The sequence below is a fragment of the Pseudomonas tritici genome, from assembly GCF_014268275.3.
Lineage (GTDB): Bacteria > Pseudomonadota > Gammaproteobacteria > Pseudomonadales > Pseudomonadaceae > Aquipseudomonas > Aquipseudomonas tritici.
This window is the reverse complement of the sequence record NZ_CP077084.1, coordinates 3,201,460-3,225,136: the sequence shown is the minus strand read 5'-3', so window position 1 is coordinate 3,225,136 and position 23,677 is coordinate 3,201,460. Positions and strand designations below refer to the sequence as shown.

The window sequence follows — 23,677 nt, the reverse complement described above, 5'->3', positions numbered from 1 at the left end:
GTGAGTGAAACGACTTAGTGCATGAAACCTTCCATGAACCCGGCCACGCCGGTGGCCAGCTTGCGGCGCCAAGGGGCGGTATTGGGGTTGGCCAGCACCTGGTCTTCATGGACGAAACTGCGAATGATCGCGTTATAACCCAACCAGCGGCAGGGCTCGGGCTCCCAGGGCTTGAGCGCATCCAGGCCGCGTTCGCGGATCACCCAGGGTTGGTGGACTAACGGAGTGTCCCGGCCCAGGATCAGGTCGGCCAACGTGCGGCCACCCAGATTGGTAGCGCCGACGCCCTCCCCGCCATAACCGCCAGACAGCGCGATGCCGGTCTTGGGGTCACAGAGCATGTGCGGACGGAAGTTGCGCGACATACCCAGGTTGCCGCCCCAGGAATGGGTAATCCTTACGTTCTTGAGCTGTGGGAAAAGCTCACCGAACAGATAGCGACGCAGCTCCACTTCGCTGTCGGTCAAATCAAAGTCATGCCGCAGTTTGCCGGCGAATTGATAACCGCCCCGCGCGCCGAACACCAAGCGGTTATCCGCCGTGCGCTGTCCGTAGGTGACTTGGCGGCTGCTTTCGCCAAAGGCTTGGCCATGGCGCAGGCCGATTTCGTCCCAGGTACTGGCCGGCAACGGTTCAGTGGCGACGATCAGGCTTTGCACCGGCAATTGGTAACGGCCCAGTGGCGGCAAGGTCGTGGCATAACCTTCTACCGCTGGCACCACCCAGGCCGCCCGAACAGCCGCCTTGGCGGTGCGCAGGCCGCCGGACTGCCAGTGAGTGACCGGGCTGTTTTCGTAGATCGTCACGCCCATGCTTTCAACCACCCGCGCCAGGCCGCGCACCAGCTTCGCGGGGTTGATGGTCGCGACGTGAGGTGCATAGATACCGCCATAGGGCTTGGCGATGCGGATCTGCTCGGCCAGTTGTTGCGGGCTGAGCCAGCGGTAGTCGGCTTCGGTCAGACCCTGGGCGTGAAGTTTGTCCAGGTAGCGGCGCAGGCTGCCTTGCTGCTCGGGGTAACGCGCAGCGCAGTACAGGGCGCCGCCCTTGCGGTAGTCACAGTCGATACCTTCACGCGCCAGCACCTGGGCCACTTCATCCGGGATGGCGTGTAACAGGTCAAAGGAGGCACGGCGCTGTCCGGGATCGAGGCCGGCCAACAAACGGTCTTCACCCAGCAGGTTGCCCATCAGCCAACCGCCATTGCGACCGGAGGCGCCGAACCCAGCGGTTTGCGCCTCGATAATAGCGATGTTCAGCTCGGGCGCCTGGCGTTTCAGGTAATACGCGGTCCACAGCCCGGTGTAACCGGCGCCGATAATGGCCACGTTGACGTCCAGGTCATGCGCCAGCGCCGGCCGCGCTTGCAGCGGGTCGTCCAACTGGTCCATCCATAAGCTGATAGTGCGCCATGCCGGCATGCCAGGTTCCCCCACCTCGTTTCGATAGGTGATCCTAGAGCGCGCTGTTATGGGCTGTCTTGCGCGCGTGCACGCAGGGAAATTTGTTTGACGTAGGCTTTGGGCGACTGGCCCGTGTGCTGGCGGAACGCGCTGTAGAACGCCGACAGTGAGTTGAAACCGGCGGCAAATGCCAGGTCGTCGACCTTGATCGGCGGTACGGCCTTATCCAGCGCGGCCAGCAAATGCTGGAGCCTGGCCTGGTTGACGTAGCGGTAGAAGCTCTGCCCCAGCACTTGGTTCAGCAGGTAGGAAATCTGATTGCGGCTGTAGCCACACTCCTTGGCAACCCGTTGCAGGTCCAGCTCCGGGTCCAGGTAGGGTTGCTTGCGCTCAAAATAGTGCTGCAGGTCATTGGCCATGTGCCCCAATTGCTGCGGCGACAGGCCCAGACGGCTGACCGACGGCCGCGCGGCTTGGGCCGGCTGCTCATGCACCAGGGACGCGTACTCGTTAACCCGCCAGATCAATCCATCCCGTACGGTGATGGCCTCGCTGGTGCGAAACGACACCAGCCCCTGGCCGCCACGCAGGGTGATGCGGTACTGGATGAACGCGGTGTCACCCTCGGCGCGAATGCGGTCGGTATGCTCAATCGCCTCGTCGGCCTCGCGGGGCATGCTGGCTTGCAGGTATTCGCGTAATTCAGCGAAACCGACGACACGGTTCTGGAAAAAATCGTGGTACTGGATGTCCGGGTGGTAGTAGGACATCACGCCCTCCAGATCCCGATGGCGCCAACACAGGTGGTGGCGCGTCACCAGTTCACGTGTGACCTGGGATTGCTGGGTGTCATCGTCAGCAGCGATGTCAGGCATGGCAGGCTCGGCGGCGGGTAAACCGTGGAGAGTGCCGAATTTCGCTGGGGCCTTCAATGGTCAATTGGAACTTCTGACTAGTGGCCTTTCGCCTACTTTCAAGCAGGACATGACCCACATCAACCGAATGGAAAACAACTGCCGAACGGGACCAAAAAAGTCACCTTGCGATTGCGAACGAATGCTATTTTTAGTGCTTCGACGCCATGACCAGTGAAGGTCCTGGCCCCCCTGCCACGAGCTAAAGGAAGCGCTCAATGAACAAGGTGGGCAATATGAACAAAGTGACGTTCCCCAACGCCTGCCAGCTGATGCGCTGGCATTTTCATCCGATGGGCTTTGAGGGCAGCATGGACGCGCCCGGCAGCATGATCGTCCGCCTGTTCGACCGCGCCAGCGGCGAGACGCTGATTGCCATCGCCGGAATCCCTTGTGCAACGGTGATGAATGCGGCGGATGTGGAGCGGATTATTGAAGCGGTGGAGGATGAGCTGGAGTCGTTTGTGCCGCCGCAGTCATTGCGGGCCTGACCCACCTCTATCGGACATTGAATTACCCATGTGGGAGCGGGCTTGCTCCCACATTTAGTCCGGTGTGTCTCAGCTGCGTTGATCGTCAAAAAACGCTTTCTTGCAATCCACCCGCTCCGATGCCTTCGGCATATTCACCGCCTGTGCTTCGGGCTTTTCTACATACCAATAGCAGTGGCTCACCGCCCGGGTAATGCCCACGTAGGCCAAGCGCAGCACCTCGTCTTTTTGCGCATTGTCATACGGCTCGCTATCACCGTCCTTACCCAGGCCCGCCATGCGGTACACCTGGTTCTTGTAAGGCGAGCTCGTGACATGCTGGCAATCACCAAGCAGAAATACCGCATCAGCCTGCAAGCCTTTGGCACTGTGATAGGTCAGTTGCTTTAACCTGCGCATCGGCGGCGGCAAGCTAGAATCAACATTAATTGCAGGCTGAATATGCTCTTGAATCAATAGCTTATCGCTGCTTTTTCGATACAGCATCAACACTGATTCACCCTTCTGGTAGTGCTCCAGCAACAGCCGACCCAATGCCGCGTCGTCCCGTTCCAGCACCTTGACCGGCACCAACGCCTTGGGCGCGCCACTGGCCTTGGCCTTCTTGCCGGGGATCGCCGGCGCGGCACGCACAATATGCTCGGCCGCGTCGATGATGTGTTGATGACTGCGGTAGTTCTCGCCCAGCATCACGCGGGTGGTGGCCGGTGAAGGGAATTCGTTGTTGAACGCCATAAAGTATTTTGGCGAACTCCCGCGCCAACCGTAGATTGACTGCCAATCGTCCCCCACGCACAGCAGCGATGAACGCTGGGCGCCACGCCCGACGTGCATGGCCGGGCCACGGCTGCGGATCTCGCGCAGGCTGGCGCGGATCCACGAGACAATTTGCGGCGAAACGTCCTGGAACTCATCGATCATCAAATGCGACAAGGGCCGCAACAGCGTGTCGCTGAGCAGCTTGAGGTTTTCCGGCGTATTTTCGCCAAACAGCGAGAACATGCGGTTGTAGGTCATGATCGGTGGCGACTGGTCCAGCAGGTGATCTTCCAGGGCTTTCCAGAAGATGCTCAGGGCTTCGAAGAAAAAGCGGTCCGGGTCATCCTTGGCGAAGCTCATCTTCCCAACCGCAGTCGGTACGTCCAGGCCAAGGTTCTCGATAAACCCGGCAGCCATCACGAAACTGTCCAGCAACGGCGCCGAAGCCAATTCACCTTTAACCTTGTAATCAAAACCTGGCCCGGCCGTGGCATCACCGGCCAAGCTGCTTAAAAGACGCCTTGATGATTCATAACTATCAAGCCATATCAAAGGCTTACGGCAGAAAGCTTGAAAAAGGGTGCGCTTTACGGCCCATTCTGCGCGTAGCGACAGCTTTGCGTTGGGCCGGCTGATCTGGGCGTTTTCCCGTGAATCAAAGCCCAGCACCACCCAGGCGTCCAGCTCGCGGATATAGCCATGGCAGTGAAATTGCGCGCCGTTAATCCCCACAGGCTGCCGATTGGGCTCAATGCCTTTGATCGGCCAGGCGCCCGCACGGAACCACAGGTCCTCGATCGCATCGCAGAGTTCTTCATCGCGCTTGGCCGCCAACTCGGTCACGGCCATGCGCTTTTGCACATCCGGATGGTCCCGCTCCAACGCTTTGAGCTGCAGCCCGTGGCGCGCGAGTGGCGCAATCAGCTCACGAAAACGCGCGTGCTGCCCGTGCAGCCGGTGATAGCAGGCATTCATCTGCTGGCGCTGGGCTTCGTTGATACGCAGGTCGAAGGGGTTGCCGTCAGCGTCTTCAACGCCCGAGTTCAGGTTCTCGAACGCTTGCAGGCGCTCAAAGCCCGGCAAGCTGCGCACCATCGGCAGGATGCGCGAGTGAAAGGTGCGCACCACGGCCTGAGCTTCTTTCATACCAAGGGGTTGGCCCCACAGGCTAAGAATTTCTATGAGCTTGTTGATGAAGTCTTTGCGTGACTCGCGGGTGAAGGTCACCACCGTCATTGAGCTCAGCTCAAAGCCCAGGTAATGGGTGAGCAGCAAAATACGCAGTACCAAGGAGGTGGATTTGCCGGCACCGGCACCGGCAATCACCGAGGTAGACGGTGTATCGCTGAAAATCATCTTCCATTGCGCGGCGCTGGGCTGGGCGTGAGCAGGCAGCAATCGCGCGACATCCGCTTTGATGCGCTTTTTCAACTCGGCGGTGAGCGGCAGGCGCCAATCATCAAACAGAGTGTCATCAACTCCCGGCGCACGGTGCTCGTCCGGGCGGAAGTCGCGAATCAGCAGCACTTGCCGACCTTCCTCAAGGCCGTCAGCCTTGCCCTCGCGATAGCCATATTCCACACCCGCTTCATGCCCGCTGCGAAAACCGTCGGCCTGACCGTGCAGCCATGAAAACCGGTGCTGGGCGCGCAGGCGAGTCAGACCATGGCCAAACAGGCGCGCGGCCAGGCGCTTCAACCAAGGCATTTCAGCCAGAGGGCGCAGTTCGGGGGGCAAATCAGGCGGTTGTTGCGACACGCGGACTCCTGCGGTGAACAAGGTGTTTACATAGGGCCCCATGGTCGCCGGAATCGACGTTCAGTTCCAGCCAATTGCTTTGCAGTCATGCAGTTAGGCGATGAACTGAAAGTCAAAACGCCACTAACCAATCAAGTAAATCGATAGGAATCAGGCATTTTTTACGCTTTTTATCGATCATGGGCTGCAGGATCATAAGCGCATCCACAGGAGACGATCATGCTTGAACTTCGACCTTTCACTTCCTTGGGCGGCGCCCACCACGGCTGGCTTGACGCTCATCACCACTTTTCATTTGCCGAGTACCACGACCCCAACCGCATGCACTGGGGCAACCTGCGCGTTTGGAACGACGACATCATCGCGCCGGGGACCGGGTTCCCGCAGCACCCACACCGCGATATGGAAATCATCACCTATGTGCGTGAAGGTGCGATCAGCCATGCCGACAACCTCGGCAACAAAGGCCGCACCGAAGCGGGAGATGTACAGGTCATGAGTGCAGGCACCGGGATCGCTCACAGCGAGTACAACCTGGAAGATACGCCGACCCAGATTTTCCAGATCTGGATTATCCCGAATGAAGCCGGATTGCCGCCTTCCTGGGGAGCCAAGCCGTTTCCGAAAGGTGATCGCGAAGGATTTGTAACACTGGCCAGTGGCAAGGCAGGCGATAGCGACAGCCTGCGTATTCGGGCGGATGCGCGGCTGGTTGCGGCAAATCTGAAGGCTGGGGAAAGTGCTGAGTACCGGCTGGACAGCGGTCGACGGGCTTATCTGGTGCCTGCGACCGGCGTGATTGAAGTCAATGGCTTGCGTGCGCAAGCTCGAGACGGCATTGCGGTAGAGGATGAGCAGATGTTGCGGGTGACTGCGATTGAAGACAGCGAAATTGTCTTGGTCGACCTGGCCTGACGCTGTCCCAATAGCGGGCTTGCTCGCGAATGCGGAGTGTCAGTCGCCAATGTGCTGACTGATCTACCGCATTCGCGAGCAAGCCCGCTCCCACACTGGTTTTGGGGTGTTACTGAGAAATGGCGCCGTCTACCAACACCTGCGCTTCTTCCACCAATTGCTTGAGGTGATCTTCGCCAATAAAGCTTTCGGCGTAGATCTTGTAAATGTCCTCAGTACCCGATGGCCGTGCAGCAAACCAGCCGTTTTCGGTCATCACCTTCAAGCCGCCGATCGCCTGGTTGTTACCCGGTGCGTGGCTAAGGATCTGCTGGATGCTTTCCCCGGCCAATTCAGTGGACGTCACTTGGTCCGGTGACAGCTTGCCGAGCAAGGCTTTCTGCGCCGGCGTGGCCTTGGCATCCACGCGAATCGCAAATGGCTCGCCCAGGGCGTCGGTCAGGCCGCGGTAGATCTGGCTTGGGTCCTGGCCTTTGCGCGAGGTCATCTCCGCTGCCAGCAGCGCCGGGATCAAACCGTCTTTGTCAGTGCTCCATACGCTGCCATCCTTGCGCAGGAACGAGGCGCCGGCGCTTTCTTCGCCGCCAAAGCCCAACGAACCGTCGAACAGTCCATCGGCAAACCACTTGAAGCCGACCGGCACTTCGTACAGGCGACGGCCAATACGTCCAGCCACGCGATCAATCAGGCCGCTGCTGACTACGGTCTTGCCCACGGCGGCGTCAGCGCGCCAGTCAGGACGGTTCTGGAACAGGTAATCGATGGACACTGCCAGGTAATTGTTCGGTGCCAACAGGCCACCGGACGGCGTGACGATGCCGTGGCGGTCGTGGTCCGGGTCGCAGGCGAAGGCCACGTCAAAGCGATCCTTGAGACCGATCAGGCCCTGCATCGCGTAGCTGGAGGACGGGTCCATGCGGATCTGACCGTCCCAGTCAACGCTCATGAAGCGGAACGTCGAGTCGACTTCCGTGTTCACCACGTCCAGGTTCAGGCGGTAGTGCTCGGCAATCGCCGACCAGTAGCGCACCCCTGCTCCGCCCAGCGGGTCCACACCCAGGCGCAGATCGACGCTGCGGATGGCGTCCATGTCGATCACATTGACCAGGTCAGCCACATAGCTGTTGAGGTAATCATGGCGATGGGTGGTGTCGGCCTTGAGCGCCTGTGCATGGGTGATGCGCTTGACCCCGGCCAGTTTGTTGGCCAACAGTTCATTGGCCTTGGCTTCGATCCACTTGGTGACGTGCGTATCTGCCGGGCCGCCGTTGGGTGGGTTGTACTTATAGCCGCCACTCTGCGGCGGGTTGTGCGACGGCGTGATGACGATGCCGTCGGCCAGGCCGCTGGTGCGGCCACGGTTGTAGCAGATGATCGCGTGGGAAATTGCCGGGGTCGGCGTGTACTCATCGCCTTCGGCCAGCATCACGTGCACGCCATTGGCAGCCAGCACTTCCAGCGCGCTGGCACCGGCGGGCGTGGACAGCGCGTGGGTGTCGAGGCCGACAAACAGTGGGCCGTTGATGCCCTGGGCTTCACGATACAGGCAGATGGCTTGGCTGATGGCGAGCACATGCCATTCGTTGAAGCTCAATTCGAATGAGCTGCCCCGGTGCCCGGAGGTACCAAAAGCCACACGTTGGGTGGAGATTGCTGCATCAGGCTGGCCGGTGTAATAGGCCGTGACCAGTCGCGGGATATCCACCAGCAACTGGGCTGGCGCCGGCTTGCCCGCAAAAGGACTGATTGTCATGCATAAACCTCGGAAAGAAGAATTTGGAAAAAATGGCAGTTTACTGAGAGTTGGACTGCTGCGCGACGTTATCGATCCTACAACAGTAAGAGAAACTTCACGCGATCATCCGGTCTGCGCCTGATGCAGTGCTTCGCTTATAGCAGCCAGGGCGATATCCAGGTCGGGTTGCCCGTGAAAGGCGTAGCTCAGGCGCAGGTTCTGTTGATGCAGGCCACTGACACTAAACAGCTCGCCGGGTGCAATCACTATCTGCTGGGCGAGCAGGCGCTGGAACACCTGGCGCATATCCACGGGCTTTGTGGCGCCCAACCAAAACGTCGCCCCGGCAGTCGGCGCGCGGTAGGCCACTTGGTCCCCCAGATGCTGATCCAGGCGGTGACGCATTTCCTCTGCCTGCTGGCGTAACTGCAGGTGCAGTGTGCGCAGGTGCTGGTCGATGCGCCCGCTTTGATAAAGGCGGGCAATCGCTCGCTGGCGAATCGACGACAACCGAAAGGAACGCAGCAGGAACTGGCGCTGCAATTCACTGCTCATGCGCCGAGACAGCAGATAACCATAAGGGGCTTCCGACCCAAGGACTTTCTCGAAAGAGGAAAACACCATCAGTCGCTCGGGGTTCACCAGTTCGCGCAAGGCTGCCTGCGGTTCTGTGAACCCCAATTCGCCATAGGTGTCGTTTTCCAATAGCCAGCAACCGTACTGATCGAGCATTTGCGCAACGGCCAGGCGGTCCTGGGTCGGCATAGCCACACCTGCCGGCAGGCTGACGGCCGACGACAGCAACACCAGGTGCACCGGCTCATCGCACAACAATTGGTCAAGAGTCACCAGGTCCAGGCGCCCCTGCAGCGTCCAGGGCAACTCGATAATACGTACCCCGGCATCTTGGAGCAGGCGCAAGACCAGCCAGTCGCAGGGTGATTCCACAATTACCGTCGTCCCCCTCAGGCCCAAGACTTCGACAAGGATGTCCAGCACACCGCGCAGGTCGGCGCCGATGTAGACGTCATCGGCATGCCAACAGCGAGTGGGCGAAGAGGTATAACGCGCCGCCAGCGCTGCGCGCAGTTCCCAGACACCGCAGGGCTGGGCCCAGGGTTGCAGATGTTGCGGGTAGTGGCGCACCAACTCCCGCTCCAGGCGCAACAGGTTGCTATCCAGTGACACCAGCAACGCAGGTTCATCGCCACTGAGCACCACCATGCCCGGGCGGCGCGCCGCTGCGTAAAGCCGATCGAGCAGGTCGCCAGCCGCCCACGCCAGCGGGTTTGCCGACATAGGCCAGGCGTAATAGCCCGACTTGGCCACCGAATAGACCCTGCCCTCCTTCTCAAGCAGCGAGTACGCGTACTGGACCGTCGAGATCGACACGTTCAGCCGCCCCGCCAATTGCCGAAGGGACGGCAGCTTTACCCGCGCGTCAGTACTGACGTCGTTGATCAGGTTGATCATGTAGCGGTAAACCGCCTGATACGCGAAATCCGCCCGCCGTTCGCCGCGCAGTATCATTGCCCGGACAATTGACAGGCCTGCGCGCTGTCATGGGCCGTGGCACCCGCACTGCGCAATTTGCCGCCCGCATTGACCAACGGACGTTTGCGATAGAGCTGCTGCAGCAAGGGCATTGGCAAGCCGCTGGTGTCAGTGATCCATTGTTGCAACATCTCAGCGGACGGCTTGCCCTGCAGGACCTTGTGCAGCTCGGGCAAAGCAACCAGCATGCCCGGATGGCACTGGCGCAAATAGCCTTCCAGGCGTTCACCATGATGGATAAACGGCGAGAACAGCAGGCAAATCAATTGAGTCTCGTCCAGACCGAAGAACTGCTGGGCGTGGGTGCTCGCCTGGCTGCGCCCTTCACGGGTCCCCGCCTGCGTGAGTAACTCTTCGGGCATGTGCATGCGCCTCAAAAAGTGTCCTGCCTGTTGGATAAAGCCTTGCACCCCTTCTTCATAGTCCATATCTCGCAGGCATTGAGCCTGCAACCCGCGCAGATGGGCCATCAGCAGCGGGATGGAATAGCTTGGATGGCTGAAATGAAACCCCAGTGGATCAGGGGCAAAGGCCATGAACTCGGTGAGCATGGGCGAGGATGAGAGGTCTACGTTGTCCAGCAAATCGGCAACGCCGATGTAGGACAGGTTACGGTGTCCGGTCTTGCTGGGGTTGTCACTGGCGACATAATGCTCCCCGTATGCATCACGGTAATAACCGGTACTCCATTCCTCCATACGTGCGAACAGCGCGGTAAGCGACGACGGCCAGGCCTCAGGCATCGCCATCCCAGCGCCCACAGCCGTGTTCTTGAGCCAGGCAATAAACTGACTCTGCTTGCGCGGGGAATCCCCGCTGACCAGTGCGTGTACCCCGCCATTCCAAGAGGTAACGCGCTGGTAAAAATCCCCCAACGCCAGGTAGGTGTCACTGCACACCGTGGCGCGGCAGTCACCGGAACTCAGATGGCCGACAATCAACCTGTTGCGCTGGCTGCTTTCTCGCCCAACGACAGAGGCGGGTCGCAGGTGGTTGAAGGGCAATACTTCCTCACGATCTACCATCAGTAGATCAACCCGTGGATCATCGTGCAGAAACAGGCGGCCATAGCCTTGATTGAGGCTGTCGAGCCTGCCCTCGGTCATGCCAGCATGCCGCAGCGTCGCAACCCGCAAGTGAAAGGTATGCGGGGCGCGGCCAGCGATCGTCAACTGCGCGGCACGCAACAACGCCAAGGTGTAGCTGCTCACTTCGCCACCACCATGCGCCACCAGCACCTTGTAACCTCCCACTTGCTCCATGCCGCCGGCTGCCACGACGATTCGCTGGACCAGCAATTGGAGTGCCGTGCGTTCTGCGCGAGTAAAGTGCCCGATCAAACGCTGCAGAACTTGCTGGTAAACATAGTTCATAGCCTGTTCATGGATAGTGCTCATCGTTTTACTACCTGAGTTGAAATATTAGTTTCAAGCAACTGCTGACAGTGTTTGCTCGACCGATTGCGCATGTAAGAAATTCGCGCAGAGCCTTGTGCGCCGATGACTAGACACTATCACCGCGCAACACAACGACACGAATGTCCGAGGACAAAGCCAAAAGCCCTGCAAGCGCGCAAACCTCTGGATCTATTGGGCCAAAACAAATCCGATCACAGTCCTAGGAACTTTCCGACAAACTCTTACACACCGTTAACCGACTATTAAAAGAAGTGTCCGACACGCGTACCCACCAACTTTCCCACTCATGGGCACGAAACTTTTCATGAGCGCACCTATTTCCTTCAGGCCACGCGAACGCCGCGACATTAGTTTCAGACGCTCGCAACAGTAGTGTCAGATATTCAATCATTGCTCAGTCCTTGAGATGAAAGTGAAGACGCAATTATCAATGCTGGAATAATGATTAATAGATACAGAACCCTGGCGAAAACCAGTGCAGATGAGCAACGGCCAGCGCATAAATCACGCGCACACAAAGACGCCGCACTGGAATTCAGGGCGGCGTCAGCGAAAAAGTCAGGATTCAGGGGTTAAAGTGCCAGCCAGGCACCTGAAGCGGGGTACAGTTTAAGCCCTGTCAAATGGCGCATTTGCCCCATGCGCCAGGTGCCAGGAAGACTCGTTTGAGAACCTTCCTACGTACTAAACAGCCTCAACCTGCAACGCAACACGCTCGCGGCACGGGCATTCGTCCATATATCGGTGCGCTTCCACGAACTGATTGAACGGAAACACGGTGGTTTTCAACGGCACCAGCACGCGGTCAGCTGTCAGTTGGTTGATATCGCGCAACGCCCGTTGCAAGGCTACGTGGTCCTGAATGATGCCCAGCTCCGGTTTGCCAGTGAAGTTACCGATGCAGTGCACAAAAAACTGAATGTTCTTCTGGAACGCCGCACACGCCGGGAAGGGCGTCTGGTTACCGCCCTGCAAGCCATACAGCACCAGGCTGCCACGCGGTGCCAGTACGTCACCGAGCAAGGACATCTGCGGGCCACCCAAACCGTCGAACACCACGTCGACACCGCGGTTGTCGGTGAACTTGTTGATTTGCATCAGCAGGTCTTGCTCTTCGGTGACGATGACCTTTTCCGCACCGAGCGACAGCAGATACTCACGCTCCGCGCTGTCCTTGGTGGCGGCAATCACCCGCACACCCAGGGCCTTGCCCAGCTGTACAAAGGACGGACCGGCGCAGTGGCTGGCGTCAGTCACCAGGGCAAATTGCCCGGGCTTGACCCGTGCCAAGTCCACGTAGGCGAAGTAGGCGATCAACAGCGGCGTGTAATGCACGCTCGCTTCAATAGGGCTCAAGACATCCGGGTACCGGGTCAGGGCAGAACGGGGCAGGACGATCTGCTCGCCATACACCGGGTAGTCATTGGGGCTCTCGGCCGGAAAACTGGCCACTTTATCGCCCACTGCCAAGTCATCCACGCCATCGCCTACGGCGACGACCACCCCGGCCATTTCATGGCCAAGACCGGACGGTAATCTTGCATGGGAAGACGCCAGGTTCTGGCGCCACAAAATGTCATACCAGCTGATGCCAATCGCTTCGACACGCACCTGCACTTCGCCCGGTGCGGGCTGCGCGGCTGCATGCTCTTCGCATTTGAGCACCTCGGCCGGACCAAACTTGTGAAAACGGATCGTGCGGGACATCGCAAACCTCGTCAAAGTAACCTCTAATGCCATGAACTTTATCTGGGCTTTACGGGTAAGACCACCGGTCGCCATTAATAGTCGACATGTCTGTCATTGATTCCGCGTCTGAGGAATAGACCTCAGCTCTTGTAAGAAAACTCAATTTTCCTGTGCAGAGTAACAGCCTTTCCCCGTAAGATTCGTGCTGGCCATTGTTGTTATATGCCCGCTCTCGTCAAGTCAGCTGACTCTTCCAGGACACAAGATGAACCGTAACGACCTGCGTCGTGTCGACCTTAACCTCTTGATCGTATTCGAAACCTTGATGCATGAGCGCAGTGTGACCCGCGCCGCCGAGAAACTGTTCCTCGGCCAGCCAGCCATCAGCGCGGCGTTGTCACGCCTGCGCGGGCTGTTTGATGACCCGTTGTTCGTGCGCACCGGCCGCAGCATGGAACCTTCGGCCCGGGCGGTAGAAATCTTCGCCCTGCTCTCCCCGGCGCTGGACTCGATTTCCACCGCGGTCAGCCGCGCCGCTGAATTCGACCCGGCCACCAGCACCGCGGTATTCCGCATCGGCCTGTCCGACGACGTCGAGTTCGCCCTGCTGCCCCAACTGCTCAAACGCCTGCGCGCCGAGTCACCCGGTATCGTGCTGGTCGTGCGTCGCGTCAATTACATCCTGATGCCCGGCTTGCTGGCCTCCGGCGAAATCTCCATCGGTGTCAGCTACACCGCGGACTTGCCGGCCAACGCCAAGCGCAAAGTGCTGCGCCGCAGCCTGCCAAAACTGCTGCGCGCCGACAGCGTGCCGGGCTCGCTGAGCCTGGACGACTTCTGCGCCCGCCCCCACGCGCTGGTGTCATTTGCCGGCGACTTGAGCGGGTTCATTGATGAAGAACTGGAAAAACTCGACCGCAAACGCCACGTGGTATTGGCCGTACCGCAATTCAACGGCCTGGGCACCTTGCTCGCGGGCACGGACATCCTCGCGACCGTGCCGGACTACGCGGCCGAGGCGTTGACCTCGGCGGGTGGGTTGCGTGCGGAAGACCCGCCATTGCCCGTGCGCAGCTTTGAGTTGCATATGGCGTGGCGTGGATCACAGGATAATGACCCGGGCGAGCGCTGGTTGCGGTCGCGGATTCAGATGTTTTTTGGCGATCCTGAGAGTCTTTAGAGGCTTCGCGCATGCTTGTTAGCTGATCATTTCTACGTTTTTCTAGTCTCGAATAGCCATTTACTTCCAGCGAATTGCTACATTTGGGGCAAATTTGAGGACATGCTTTGGATGGTTTGAAAAGGATGCCCCCAGCCTTAGGCCAAGTGGGCTATTGATTCAGCGAAAGCCGCATCGCCGAACCGAGCATTCAGGACATGACGGAACTGATGCGCCAGCTCATGGACGCGATCCGGCCCTACACCGACAAACCCTGGGCATTGCTGGGTTGCAGCCTGGGGTGCAAGATCGCCCTCGAAGTGGCGCGGACCTTGGCCAGCGAGGGTCGCCACCCGCAGTTGGTGTTCCTGATGGCGTGCCCGGCGCCGAGTTTTCCGATCCAGCGCAAAGTGTCGGACTACAGCGAGGAGGATTCGCCCTCGAAGTCCGACACCTGGGCGGCACGCGACAGTGCCTTGTCGGAAGGCTACTGCGTAGCAACCGATACGACCCTGGCGGTGCCGATGGTGATGATTGCCGCCAGCGATGATCACCTGGTCACGGTGGAAGCCGCGCGCCGCTGGAAACGGCACGCAGCAGCCGGTTTCGACTGGCGCCTGGTGGACGGCGGGCACTTTTTCCTGCGTCAGCAACGCACGCAGCTATTGGGCTGGCTGTCTGAAGCCCTGCAACACCCGCCGCGCTGAATAGTGCGCAACGACGTGGTCGTACAGGGCTACGGTGCACAGTGGCAAGCCGAAATCGAGGCCGTCATGGCCCATGGCGTACCCTTTGTGTTGATCTACCTGGAACCTGGGGACGACGAAGCCCACGCCGACCGCAAGCTGCGCAGCCTGTGGTTGAAGACGCACAAGGAGGCCTTTGGCCATTTGTGTATCAGCTTGATCAGCGTGCTTGCCGATGAGGCGCGTCGTGCGCATTTCGATGCCATGGGCAAGATTGGCGAACAAGCCTCTGGCATCCGTTATGAAACCGCGGCGACGCAGGCCGAGGGCGAGGCGCGGGCACAACGGCGTATCGCCCAATACGGCGCTGCCTAGCTCAACGCGACCGGGTTCCGGCGACGGAACCCTCAATCGCTAAAGCGTTGAAAAATCCAAGGCAATTGCTCGGGTTGGTAGCCGTTGATCTTTTTTCCCACTGATATAAGCGCATTGTTGACGCTGCGTGGGGTAGTGCCCATTCCAGGTAGTTTTTCCGCCGTAACTCGGCAAGCCTGCGCTTTGCTGAGTCCCTGGTCATGGTGAAGATCCCAAGCGAATAGCCCTCGAATCAACGGCGCAACGCTGGTGAGTGTCTTGAACAATTTATGCGCCTGTACAGGCTCGAATAAGTCGACAAAATCCGTGGTCGGCGACGGTTCGTCGAGCAAGCGTTGCAGTCTGGCGTAATCGCCTTTTGCACGGGCATCCGCTAAACGCCGTGCCCGAATCATTCCTCTGCCGGAATAAGCGGCGTTCACGATTTCCCTTCTGGATGGCGCTGGAGTTTCGGAGTCAAACACCACAATTACACTATCGGTGACCCGTTTGCCGTTGATGATCACTTCATCCATGTCAGTGGTGAAGCTCCTGACACTGCGATTGGAAACAGGGATGGGAGACTGCCCGGGGCGGTTATAGAACGTATGGACCTCAATCATCCGTGGCGGCTCATGGTCCTCGTCCATTCGGCTCTGCTTGCCATGGTATGAGAACTTTCCGGTGGTGATACCCATTTCCTCACGCCCGGCTGAAGAGTTGATGAATACCCACCAACCCCACATCAGCTCAAGTTCGTTTTCTACGGCTAGGTCGGCAAGTCGGAAGCCCCGCGTGAACTGCAACCTTGACCAAACTTCATCAATCTGGCTTCCGAAGCGATTCATCGTGTCCCGCAACAACTGAGCCTGGTGTTCGTCATCAGCCTCATCAGCCGGGTCGTACTGCCACTGAAACGCGTCCAAAAGGACCGCAGCCCCCCTTATGCCTTCGATGGGCTCATCCATCACTTGGCCGGGTGTATCGATGGCCTGGGCTATTTGATCATGCAATTGAACAAGCATCAGGTGTGCATCCCCGGTTACCAAACGCTCTTTGCGCTTAGCGAGCTCAATCCAGAACAGTTTGTCCCACTTGTCCTTTGTCTCGACTTCGTCATCCGTGTATTCGTCTGTTCGCATAAATCACACCATGCTGGGTGCTACCCAGGTTGGGATGGCCGATAAGCAGCAGAGTGAATAACCTGCAACCGGCTAGCTCACTCAGACTCCAAATCCGGGGTTTACAAGGGGCTTGCATACAGAAGGAGCGGCCCAAGCCACGCCTTCTCCTCCCACCATCAACATGACGCGAGTCGAATACAGAGGTCCCTATGTTTGGTTTTTTCTCAGGCATCCAGAAAGAAATAAATCGCGGCTTTTACGGCCAGCTTGCCCGGCGTGACCAAGACGCTTTCTTGCAACATCTCTATGACAAAGGCTACTCAGTCCCGGAGATCAGCAAAGAAATGGCGGTCACGGCACCCAACATTTACAACCGCATCACCGCGCATCGCGGGCGCGGCCCACAAACCAATTGAGCCTGCCTGGCCGACCAGGTGAAACCACGGGCTTGGGCCTCGAAAGCAAGCCCGTATCCCGCGCGCTTGCGCCTTAACGCCTCAATCAGGCCCGGCAAATGATTGGGCGCAGCCAAGCATCGCGGTTTCTGGTGCGCAACCACAGGTGGACCTGCGCGTGATCGGCGTGTTGTGGCTCGGCATCGACGGCAATCAGGCAGTTCCCGGCATCAATCGATTTACCCATCAAAATATCGCGTTTGATCAGGACCGTGTCACCATCCCCCGGTAGTTCGTAGCAACCGTCGAGGGTCGACACGAACCACTGGCGCTGGAACCGGGTGATGCCCAGAGGCTCACCGGGTACTTGTGCAATGGTGCGGGTCACATCACCCGCAACGCTGACGACCGAACCGCCCGCCGCAATGGCCCACAATTCCCCTCTCGGACCTTCGACACCGGCAATCATATTGATGAACGCGCCGGCCTCAGTCGGCCATGGTCCATCAATTCGCTGCCAGGTCCCGCCCACCGGCCGACGCAGGATCAGGCCCGCATACCCCAGCGCGTATATTGCGTCTTGCGTCTGGACAATGTTGTTGACACCACCCAGCGTTCCGACAATGTGATCGTCGTGTTCAAGGCGAGCAACATCGCCCGATGTCCAACGATACAACCGGCGGCTGAACGTACCGATCAACAAGCCATCGCTCGCCCAACACAGGCATTCAGCAAGCTCGACGTTCTGGCCATCCGTGGCCACATAACCCAGTGTGCGGGAGTACCACTCATCGCGCGCGTTGAGCTGTGGATGGGGCGTAACCTGCCGCCATCCAGCCACCTGTCCAAGGACGGTGTTGGTGATCAGTTCATCTTCGCTAGTGATCGCCCAGACTTGGCCGTCGCTATCATTGACGATGGCCTGGATGGCATCTGGCACCCAAACCTGTGGTTGCAGGCGTAAATGCTCACCGTCCAGTTCCCCCCTGATAATCCAGGACGATGTATGACCGCTTTCGTCCGACACGTGCACGGCAAACCAGGGCACACCGGCGGCCATTGTCAGGTCGGCAAGCTGGTAGCGCCGGACGCCATGGGCGGGTGTTGATGGGTTTATGTTGTCGCTCATGTCACAGGCACCGGTTGTTGGGTCACTGTAGAAGGTACGTCGTAGAACAAAGGCAACTCCCTGTCCATGGGCCAGCCGACCGCCGTGTAGAACTCTCGCGCCTCAATCAGGAGCACCATGGCGACAGCGCGGCCGACACTTTTGCGTTCATTCCACGTCATGAACCCTGCCTGCGCCAAGGCAAAACCTTTGACGTTGAAACGTTTGAATTCATCCGAGTTGGCAAGGCCACTGTTCCTGACGGCCACATCCACACCCAGATCCGCGGTGGTATAGACATGGGTCATCCACTCAAGCACATGCTCCAGGTACTCGCCAGTCGTTGGGTTTTTCGCGAGCAGTGTCGGATTGCCGCGCAGCCGTTTGCGTGTGTGTTTCTGGGCGTCCGTCACAAATTTATGCTGCGATCCTCTGTTCTGTGAATCCTGCATAAACGTCGCGTAGCTCTGGTCAAGGCTGAAAGACTGCCCCCTGTGCAGTGACCCTCGCAGTGCCTTGTCGGGGATCAAGTGATCGGCATCGTAGCCACGGTAGATATTCAACACCTGGGCGTTGGCCGCGGACTTGACCTGGGAAATGATTTTGTAGCCGCCCGCCAAGGTGGGCATGCGTAGCAGTTCACGCATCGCTTGCTTGGTGCTGGCATCGAGCGCGTCGGTTCGCCAGTCGAGCCCATTGATTTTATTGGCCCGCGCGACCGTGGCTTCGATTTCCACACGCAGCACGTCTGCCTGTAGCGGGTAGGCCGCTTCAATGACGCTGGGCCGCAGGTCCGATACGCTGTACGCCGGGTTGGACAGGATTCTGGAAATCACCTCGCGCGCTTCACGCTCACTCAGTGTGTGCCCATCAGTACGCGGGTAGGTAATGCCCGCGACGTCGAATGAATCAACGAACGTGTGCTGTTGCGCTTGGTGCGCAGCGACGAACGCTGCCTGGGCAACTGCGTCCGAGGGGTCGCGCAATGCGGCCTCATAGGCGTTTCGCATCAGGGTCATGGCGGCAAAACTGCTATTCATCGGCAGTGCCCTCCGCGCGCGCGTTCGACGTATTGCCACGTACGAGATCATCGATGTGCTTGCCGAATGTCGAGGGCCTACCGTGTCCACGCGCTTGCATCCACGCCAATAAATGATCGACTGTCGGCTCAAGCAGCGAGCGGGTGCGTATGCCGTGGTCTTGCACTATCACTTGCAAGCGAGGGCTTTGCTCATCGAGCACTGCCTCCATCTCTGCCGACGCCCAATTGCGCGTGTGCTGGTGCAGGCCATCGGGGTCCAGCGTAAACCAGCCTGGGTAGCTGCCCGGCTTGCCTGTTATCACCTCGACACCAATTTCAACCTGCCGGACAGCCGGTTTACCCGGCCACGTCAGGGTGTAAATCCGGCGTACAGTCTGAAACTGTCCATCTCGCAGGGAAGAGGCCAACATCAGTTTGGAGATCAGGTCGTAAAGTTGCCGCTGCCTCGGGGTAAGCGCGGCCATCTTGGGGTTGTCGGCCTCCAGGCTGATGTCCAGAGGCACCAGTGCTCCGTGGGCACCGCTGCGGCCGCCGTCCGAAACCGGGTGGGTTTGCGCACCAGGCGCGGGATCATCGTCGTGCTGCTCGGCCTCAGCGGGTGAAGGCGAACCGGCAGGCGCGCCCCACGTATTCAGCTCGACGGCGGGCTGCAGGGAAAACAGCGCGACCTCAGCGCCTTGCGCATCGACCGTTGGTGCATGGGGGCCCGCAACCGGCTGCGCGCCGCACTGATCATCAAACTGCGCCGCCCAGGTGTGCACGAACGCAAGGTAGTCCGCCTCCCCTGCATCCGGCAATTGGGACAGGTGAGTCAGCGCATCGTCGAAGGCCATCAACAACGCATTGGCGCTGATTGTGTTCAGCCAAGGGTTGTTCAGCACCTTATCTGCCTGGCGCCGTCCGGACTCGGTCAGGAACAGGCGCCCCTGCGCATCCAATGCAGCCCAACCATTGTCGTTCGGTGCTGACTCGGGCTCGTCCTGCCCCTCGCGCATCTCATACAGTTTTTGCAACGTGCTCATGGTGCTCGACGGCATCCAGCCAAATCGCCTGAACGCCTCTTGCAGGACCAGGTTAGTGCCCAGGCTTTGAGCAGGTGCCAGCAGCAAGTCCTCATGCTCGAGCAGGCAAGGTGTCGGTGAAACCACCGCGTCGCTCAGTTGGTCGATCAAGGTGTGAACGCTCTCTGTGCGGTCACTGCCCCACGCGCGCCAGGCTTCGCTGCCGCGCCGCACCATCAAGCGAGCCGGCACGAGGGTATCGTTCACTTTCAGGCTTATCGCGACACCCAACCGTTTACCGGGTAACCCCGGGGAGTCACCATGGCCCGCCAGTACCCTGAGCAAGGGCCCCTTGACCCGTCCGCCCCCGACAATACCGTGACGCATGTAGACCGAGCCGATGAGGTTGTCCAGCACCCGCTGGGCAATGGCTCCATATGCCAAGCCCATATTCAAGGCCCGGCAAGCGCTGCCAGCTCGCTCGTCGGCGGTAGCGCCCTCGACCTGTACACACCGACCCTCCTCAAATGATCGGGCCATTTCGAGGGTGGTCAATGCATGAAACCTTACCCGACGCACCCTCTGGATATGCATGAACCACGGTGCTTCCTTGAGTACCTGGATCATGTGCCAGGCGATAGCTTCGCCTTGGGCATCATCGTCCGTCCCCAACACCAGCTCAGTGCATTGCAGTAAACGGCTGCCGGTATTGCGTAGGGACGCCGCCAGGTCACTGCCTTCGCGCTCGCTCAATTGCCAGTGCGGTTTGAACCCATCACGCCAACTGATCGCACCGGGGCCTGGGAGGTCACGAATATGACCGCCACAGCCGAACACCTGAGTACCGCCAGGTACCAGTTCTTGAATGATTTTCGCCTTGTGCAAGGATTCGACAACCATCAGCGTGGCGGGACCGAGCTTGCACGCTGGCACCCGCGGGGCGCAGGTGAGCCGCTCATGCTCTGGCTCACGCACACCGGCCAAGCATCGTCCTACCACAGCCGAAGGCAAATCGTTGTTCGGGTCCATCGCCTGCTGGGAAAAAAACAGATCGGAATGGCCAAACATAATGAAGCTTTTCTGCGCACGACTGATCGCTACGTTGAGCAGGCGCCCATCGTCACGATCGATAAACACCCGCTCACGATGATTGGTATCGGTTCGACGGCTGGCGCGGCTTTCCCGATTCACGGCACTGAACAACACCACAGGTTTCTCCGCCCCTTGAAGGGTATGAACCGTGCCGATGGTCAAACGCTCACTCAGGTCAGCGTCATCAGGGTCGAGTTCTTCGCGCACCCGACGCTTTATCGCTTCGACCTGGCCTCGAAAGGGCGTGACGACCGCGACAAGTTTTTCCAACCCTATCGGCTGCTCCGGGTGGCCTTCGACCCTGGCGACCCACTTCGCCAGACGCGGTCCGTGCTCTTTAAGCCAGTCCACGATGGCCTTGGCTTCTCCAGGGTTGGACCATGAGTCGCCTTTGCAGGGCTCATCGTTCGGGCCACCGGTCTGATAGAACCCGAGCGGCGGTAGCGGGAACGTTGCCTTCATGCGTTTGCGCAACTGCATTTCAGCTTCGCCCTCGAGCAAGGGCAACTCGGCATCCGCGAACAGCCCTGCCAGCGGGTTGGGCACTTTGGGTTCCAACTCTTTGCTGAGCAACCCGCCCTCGGCATCACGGTCGTGATCGTGGTACAGCAAATCGATACACACATTGATGATCGACTCTGCACAACGGTAGTGCTCCCGCAGGAGCAGTCCGTCCCGTAGCCGTCCGTCCGGCATGGCCTCGGCAAACGATGCCCCGGTTCCGGCAAGCTTCATGATTGAACCCGTGGCGGAGTCCGCGCCACGCACGAGCAAGGCGCCCAAAGACGACGGATCGGCCCAACGGTCCTGCACCTGGCGCGCGTCGACCTCGGGTGTTACCGAAGACACGGGGGAGAGCTGCTTCATATCGCCGACCACCACGGCTTTTTTAGCCAGGCTAAGCACCGGCACACCCAGCTCCGGCGCAGCTTGCCCCGCCTCATCGATAATCAGCAAATCCAGGAACGCGAACAGCGGCCTACGGCCCTCTCCCAGTAACCGTGGGGCGCTATGCAAGGTGGCGACAATGCACGGAAACAGCATGGCTGCGTGCCTGAGTGCGTTCTTTCGGCTGCCAGGCTCGGGGGTTGCGATCACACTGGCCAGCCAACGCGTCTCCCAGTAACGCGCGGCCAACTGGAAAATAATCGGCCGCCACACCACGTCCAGCAATTTCTGCTGCTGCGCCTGGCGCGCCTCGGGGGTTGCGGCCACACGCAAATCCGCGAGGATGTCGATGGCCCAGGAAGATGCCCATGCCTCACTGGGAAAGCGCGCAGCCAGTTCACCGGGCTCGATCAACGCGTCGATGTCAGCCTGGCGCTCGATTGCTGAGGCCAACCCACTGCGCAATACCTGGCTCAGCGTATTCAAGTGCTCGCAGAGGGTCGACGCCGTAGGCGTTGTCGAAGCACTCTTCTGCATGAGATAGATAAAACGCGTGGCATCACTGACCTGATGTTTCTGCTCAACGCTAAACAAAGCATTGAACAACTCTGGCAGCTCGCGGAAGGCATCTTCAAAGTGCCGCGCCAAAGCAAGGGCTGCCGCAACACCGTCTTCGTTCGATTGCTTGAGGCTGGAGGACCCGACGCCCAAGATGCGCAACTGCTTTTGCCGGATCTCAAGCGTGGTGAACTTGCTGCGATGGGTTTTTCCCTTGGCCTTGGACGGTGCGCTGGCGGTGAAACCCAATAGTGGCTTGCCCGTAGGGTCCAACCAACGACGTGCCAGGGCATGCTTCCTGCCTACGGCACCATTGAACGTGCCCATCACATTCTCGACACTCTGGTTGGTCGCCCCGCACACAAACGTGACGGGGCAATGTTCGCGGTTATCGTAAGCCGCCAACACCCATTGGTTGGCGATCATCGCACGCAGCATGGCCGTCTTCCCGGTGCCCGGCGGCCCACTGACCGCAACCACCCCGACCTGCTCACCCAACCGGCCGAGGGCGTGCAATGCGCGGCGCTGCGATTCGTTCAAGGGGTCTGCGCCGCGATTGACGTCTGGCTTGTCGAGGTGTGTGGCCTTATCGACCATGGCCACGTGCCGGATCGTCACCTGCGGCGCTGCCATGCCGCCTGCCTGGACAGCCGAACGGTGTCGTCCGGCGCCTATGAGCTGCTCCAGTGCGCCGATGGACGGCGCATTGGGGATCGCTTCATACACGTTGGCGAGCGCACGTGTTGCATAGCCAGGCTGTCGCGGCACCGCAACCCATTGCCCCGTGATCGGGGCCATTCCCGTCTCAACCCCATCCGCTTGAACGCGGGCGAACAAGGCAAAACAGGCGTCGACATAACCGCTCAAATTGGCGCTTTGGCTCAACGTCGCGAGAAATAGCTTGAGCTCGTCGCGATAGCAATCGAAGTGGCCAATGGCCGGCGGCAGGTCGTTGGCCGCCATCAATGGCTGCGGTTCAAGCCATTGGCGGACCACACGCGGCCGGCAATCGTTGGGGTCGCGTGGTAGGCATATTTGGTTTTTGTCGTTCAGGTCGAAAGGAAACCAGAACGCGATATTCAGCCGGTCGGGCTTGAGGCGTTTTTTTTTCGCGCCCGGCGCAGGCTTTTTATCCGGGTCGGGCCACGTGACCTGGACCTCATCGCTTGATGAGGTGGTTTGATGGAACACCAGCGCCATGGGAATACGCGGATCGTCATCCGGCTCGTCCGCCTCCTGCGCCCCCTCTGCGTCGTCCTCTGAGGCCTCAAGCGCCTGCGCTTGCTGTTTTCGCCGGGCCTCTGCGGCACGCTCAGTGAGAATGCCCAGTGCCAGCGCCCGACGCTTGCCGAAACCGAGATTGAAGTTGGGCCAGGCCAGCCCCGCGAAATTTGTCACCGGGATGCGGACATCGGTGGCTTGCAGGCCACCCAAGTCATCGGCAATCAGCGCTCTGTGCCAGTAGTCCAGCACATTCACGGGCAAACTCCCGACGGGTCCTGCCTGAGGGTCCACCTCCATCGAGTGCAGAACCTGTTCCTTGGAAACCGCTACAGCAGCAAAATCCTTGCGCAACCGCTTGCTCAAGTCCATGAGACGCCTAAACATTTCTTACACCCTATAAATCCGAACGG

General features: G+C 59.5%; 17 protein-coding genes. 6 read left to right on the top strand and 11 right to left on the bottom strand.

Annotated elements, in window-relative coordinates:
* Window positions 1-14: 14 nt before the first annotated feature.
* Window positions 15-1,421: an NAD(P)/FAD-dependent oxidoreductase gene (locus tag HU722_RS14355; RefSeq protein ID WP_065891007.1), complete on the bottom strand. Its 1,407-nt coding sequence runs from the start codon at window positions 1,419-1,421 to the stop codon at window positions 15-17.
* 47 nt (window positions 1,422-1,468) lie between these two features.
* Window positions 1,469-2,278, bottom strand: coding sequence for a helix-turn-helix transcriptional regulator (locus HU722_RS14350; RefSeq protein ID WP_065873151.1), 810 nt, complete (start codon window positions 2,276-2,278; stop codon window positions 1,469-1,471).
* A gap of 257 nt (window positions 2,279-2,535) precedes the next feature.
* On the opposite strand from HU722_RS14350, the gene HU722_RS14345 reads away from it, so the two are divergent.
* A complete protein-coding gene (locus HU722_RS14345; RefSeq protein WP_049708382.1) occupies window positions 2,536-2,808 on the top strand; it encodes a DUF1652 domain-containing protein in 273 nt (90 codons plus the stop codon).
* A 69-nt stretch (window positions 2,809-2,877) separates the two neighbouring features.
* Here the strand turns inward: HU722_RS14345 and HU722_RS14340 are convergent, their stop codons facing one another.
* Window positions 2,878-5,325, bottom strand: coding sequence for a UvrD-helicase domain-containing protein (locus HU722_RS14340; RefSeq protein ID WP_065891008.1), 2,448 nt, complete (start codon window positions 5,323-5,325; stop codon window positions 2,878-2,880).
* Between the two features lie 219 nt (window positions 5,326-5,544).
* Between HU722_RS14340 and HU722_RS14335 the strand changes: the two genes are divergently transcribed.
* Window positions 5,545-6,240 carry a pirin family protein gene (locus tag HU722_RS14335; protein ID WP_065891009.1) on the top strand — a complete coding sequence of 232 codons (696 nt, stop codon included), beginning with the start codon at window positions 5,545-5,547 and terminating at the stop codon, window positions 6,238-6,240.
* Window positions 6,241-6,349: 109 nt separating this feature from the next.
* Here HU722_RS14335 and pgm read toward each other — a convergent pair whose 3' ends face one another.
* From pgm to HU722_RS14315, 4 genes are all read right to left on the bottom strand, one after another.
* Window positions 6,350-7,993 (bottom strand): phosphoglucomutase (alpha-D-glucose-1,6-bisphosphate-dependent), encoded by a 1,644-nt coding sequence (gene pgm / locus HU722_RS14330; RefSeq protein WP_065880479.1) that lies wholly within the window; start codon window positions 7,991-7,993, stop codon window positions 6,350-6,352.
* Window positions 7,994-8,098: 105 nt separating this feature from the next.
* Window positions 8,099-9,505: an aminotransferase-like domain-containing protein gene (locus tag HU722_RS14325; protein ID WP_065891010.1), complete on the bottom strand. Its 1,407-nt coding sequence runs from the start codon at window positions 9,503-9,505 to the stop codon at window positions 8,099-8,101.
* The gene (locus HU722_RS14320; protein WP_186754955.1) at window positions 9,502-10,926 is read right to left on the bottom strand and encodes a hypothetical protein; all 1,425 of its coding nucleotides are present in this window, start codon (window positions 10,924-10,926) and stop codon (window positions 9,502-9,504) included. The genes HU722_RS14325 and HU722_RS14320 overlap by 4 nt, the downstream gene beginning before the upstream one ends.
* Before the next feature lie 705 nt (window positions 10,927-11,631).
* Window positions 11,632-12,654, bottom strand: a complete 1,023-nt coding sequence (locus tag HU722_RS14315) for a zinc-dependent alcohol dehydrogenase family protein (RefSeq protein ID WP_049708388.1) — start codon at window positions 12,652-12,654, stop codon at window positions 11,632-11,634.
* A 247-nt stretch (window positions 12,655-12,901) separates the two neighbouring features.
* Between HU722_RS14315 and HU722_RS14310 the strand changes: the two genes are divergently transcribed.
* The 3 genes from HU722_RS14310 to HU722_RS14300 all read left to right on the top strand — a co-directional run bounded on the left by HU722_RS14310 (window position 12,902) and on the right by HU722_RS14300 (window position 14,856).
* Entirely contained in the window at window positions 12,902-13,816 is a 915-nt protein-coding gene (locus tag HU722_RS14310) for a LysR family transcriptional regulator (RefSeq protein WP_065873157.1), read from the top strand.
* Window positions 13,817-13,989: 173 nt separating this feature from the next.
* Window positions 13,990-14,502, top strand: a complete 513-nt coding sequence (locus HU722_RS14305) for a thioesterase II family protein (RefSeq protein ID WP_225930700.1) — start codon at window positions 13,990-13,992, stop codon at window positions 14,500-14,502.
* A gap of 3 nt (window positions 14,503-14,505) precedes the next feature.
* The gene (locus HU722_RS14300) at window positions 14,506-14,856 is read left to right on the top strand and encodes a hypothetical protein (protein WP_186754959.1); all 351 of its coding nucleotides are present in this window, start codon (window positions 14,506-14,508) and stop codon (window positions 14,854-14,856) included.
* A 32-nt stretch (window positions 14,857-14,888) separates the two neighbouring features.
* On the opposite strand, the gene HU722_RS14295 is transcribed toward HU722_RS14300, so the two are convergent.
* On the bottom strand, window positions 14,889-15,977 hold the full coding sequence (locus HU722_RS14295; protein ID WP_065873160.1) for a hypothetical protein: 1,089 nt from the start codon (window positions 15,975-15,977) through the stop codon (window positions 14,889-14,891).
* A gap of 191 nt (window positions 15,978-16,168) precedes the next feature.
* On the opposite strand from HU722_RS14295, the gene HU722_RS14290 reads away from it, so the two are divergent.
* Window positions 16,169-16,375: an RNA polymerase sigma factor sigma-70 region 4 domain-containing protein gene (locus HU722_RS14290; RefSeq protein WP_057010985.1), complete on the top strand. Its 207-nt coding sequence runs from the start codon at window positions 16,169-16,171 to the stop codon at window positions 16,373-16,375.
* An 85-nt stretch (window positions 16,376-16,460) separates the two neighbouring features.
* Here the strand turns inward: HU722_RS14290 and HU722_RS14285 are convergent, their stop codons facing one another.
* From HU722_RS14285 to HU722_RS14275, 3 genes are read right to left on the bottom strand one after another with little or no spacing between them, the layout of a single operon-like run.
* Window positions 16,461-17,483: a hypothetical protein gene (locus HU722_RS14285; protein WP_139114572.1), complete on the bottom strand. Its 1,023-nt coding sequence runs from the start codon at window positions 17,481-17,483 to the stop codon at window positions 16,461-16,463.
* Window positions 17,480-18,502, bottom strand: coding sequence for a hypothetical protein (locus HU722_RS14280; RefSeq protein ID WP_065873162.1), 1,023 nt, complete (start codon window positions 18,500-18,502; stop codon window positions 17,480-17,482). The genes HU722_RS14285 and HU722_RS14280 overlap by 4 nt, the downstream gene beginning before the upstream one ends.
* Window positions 18,495-23,651: an AAA domain-containing protein gene (locus tag HU722_RS14275; RefSeq protein ID WP_083213990.1), complete on the bottom strand. Its 5,157-nt coding sequence runs from the start codon at window positions 23,649-23,651 to the stop codon at window positions 18,495-18,497. Before HU722_RS14275 ends, HU722_RS14280 begins: the two co-directional genes overlap by 8 nt.
* Window positions 23,652-23,677: the final 26 nt, after the last annotated feature.

Excerpts from the sequence above, each read along its gene's own strand:
- HU722_RS14355 (WP_065891007.1), bottom strand. The coding sequence starts at position 1,421 with ATGCCGGCATGGCGCACTATCAGCTTATGGATGGACCAGTTGGACGAC.
- HU722_RS14350 (WP_065873151.1), bottom strand. The coding sequence starts at position 2,278 with ATGCCTGACATCGCTGCTGACGATGACACCCAGCAATCCCAGGTCACA.
- HU722_RS14345 (WP_049708382.1), top strand. The coding sequence starts at position 2,536 with ATGAACAAGGTGGGCAATATGAACAAAGTGACGTTCCCCAACGCCTGC.
- HU722_RS14335 (WP_065891009.1), top strand. The coding sequence starts at position 5,545 with ATGCTTGAACTTCGACCTTTCACTTCCTTGGGCGGCGCCCACCACGGC.
- pgm (WP_065880479.1), bottom strand. The coding sequence starts at position 7,993 with ATGACAATCAGTCCTTTTGCGGGCAAGCCGGCGCCAGCCCAGTTGCTG.
- HU722_RS14325 (WP_065891010.1), bottom strand. The coding sequence starts at position 9,505 with ATGATACTGCGCGGCGAACGGCGGGCGGATTTCGCGTATCAGGCGGTT.
- HU722_RS14320 (WP_186754955.1), bottom strand. The coding sequence starts at position 10,926 with ATGAGCACTATCCATGAACAGGCTATGAACTATGTTTACCAGCAAGTT.
- HU722_RS14315 (WP_049708388.1), bottom strand. The coding sequence starts at position 12,654 with ATGTCCCGCACGATCCGTTTTCACAAGTTTGGTCCGGCCGAGGTGCTC.
- HU722_RS14310 (WP_065873157.1), top strand. The coding sequence starts at position 12,902 with ATGAACCGTAACGACCTGCGTCGTGTCGACCTTAACCTCTTGATCGTA.
- HU722_RS14295 (WP_065873160.1), bottom strand. The coding sequence starts at position 15,977 with ATGCGAACAGACGAATACACGGATGACGAAGTCGAGACAAAGGACAAG.
- HU722_RS14290 (WP_057010985.1), top strand. The coding sequence starts at position 16,169 with ATGTTTGGTTTTTTCTCAGGCATCCAGAAAGAAATAAATCGCGGCTTT.
- HU722_RS14285 (WP_139114572.1), bottom strand. The coding sequence starts at position 17,483 with ATGAGCGACAACATAAACCCATCAACACCCGCCCATGGCGTCCGGCGC.
- HU722_RS14280 (WP_065873162.1), bottom strand. The coding sequence starts at position 18,502 with ATGAATAGCAGTTTTGCCGCCATGACCCTGATGCGAAACGCCTATGAG.
- HU722_RS14275 (WP_083213990.1), bottom strand. The coding sequence starts at position 23,651 with ATGTTTAGGCGTCTCATGGACTTGAGCAAGCGGTTGCGCAAGGATTTT.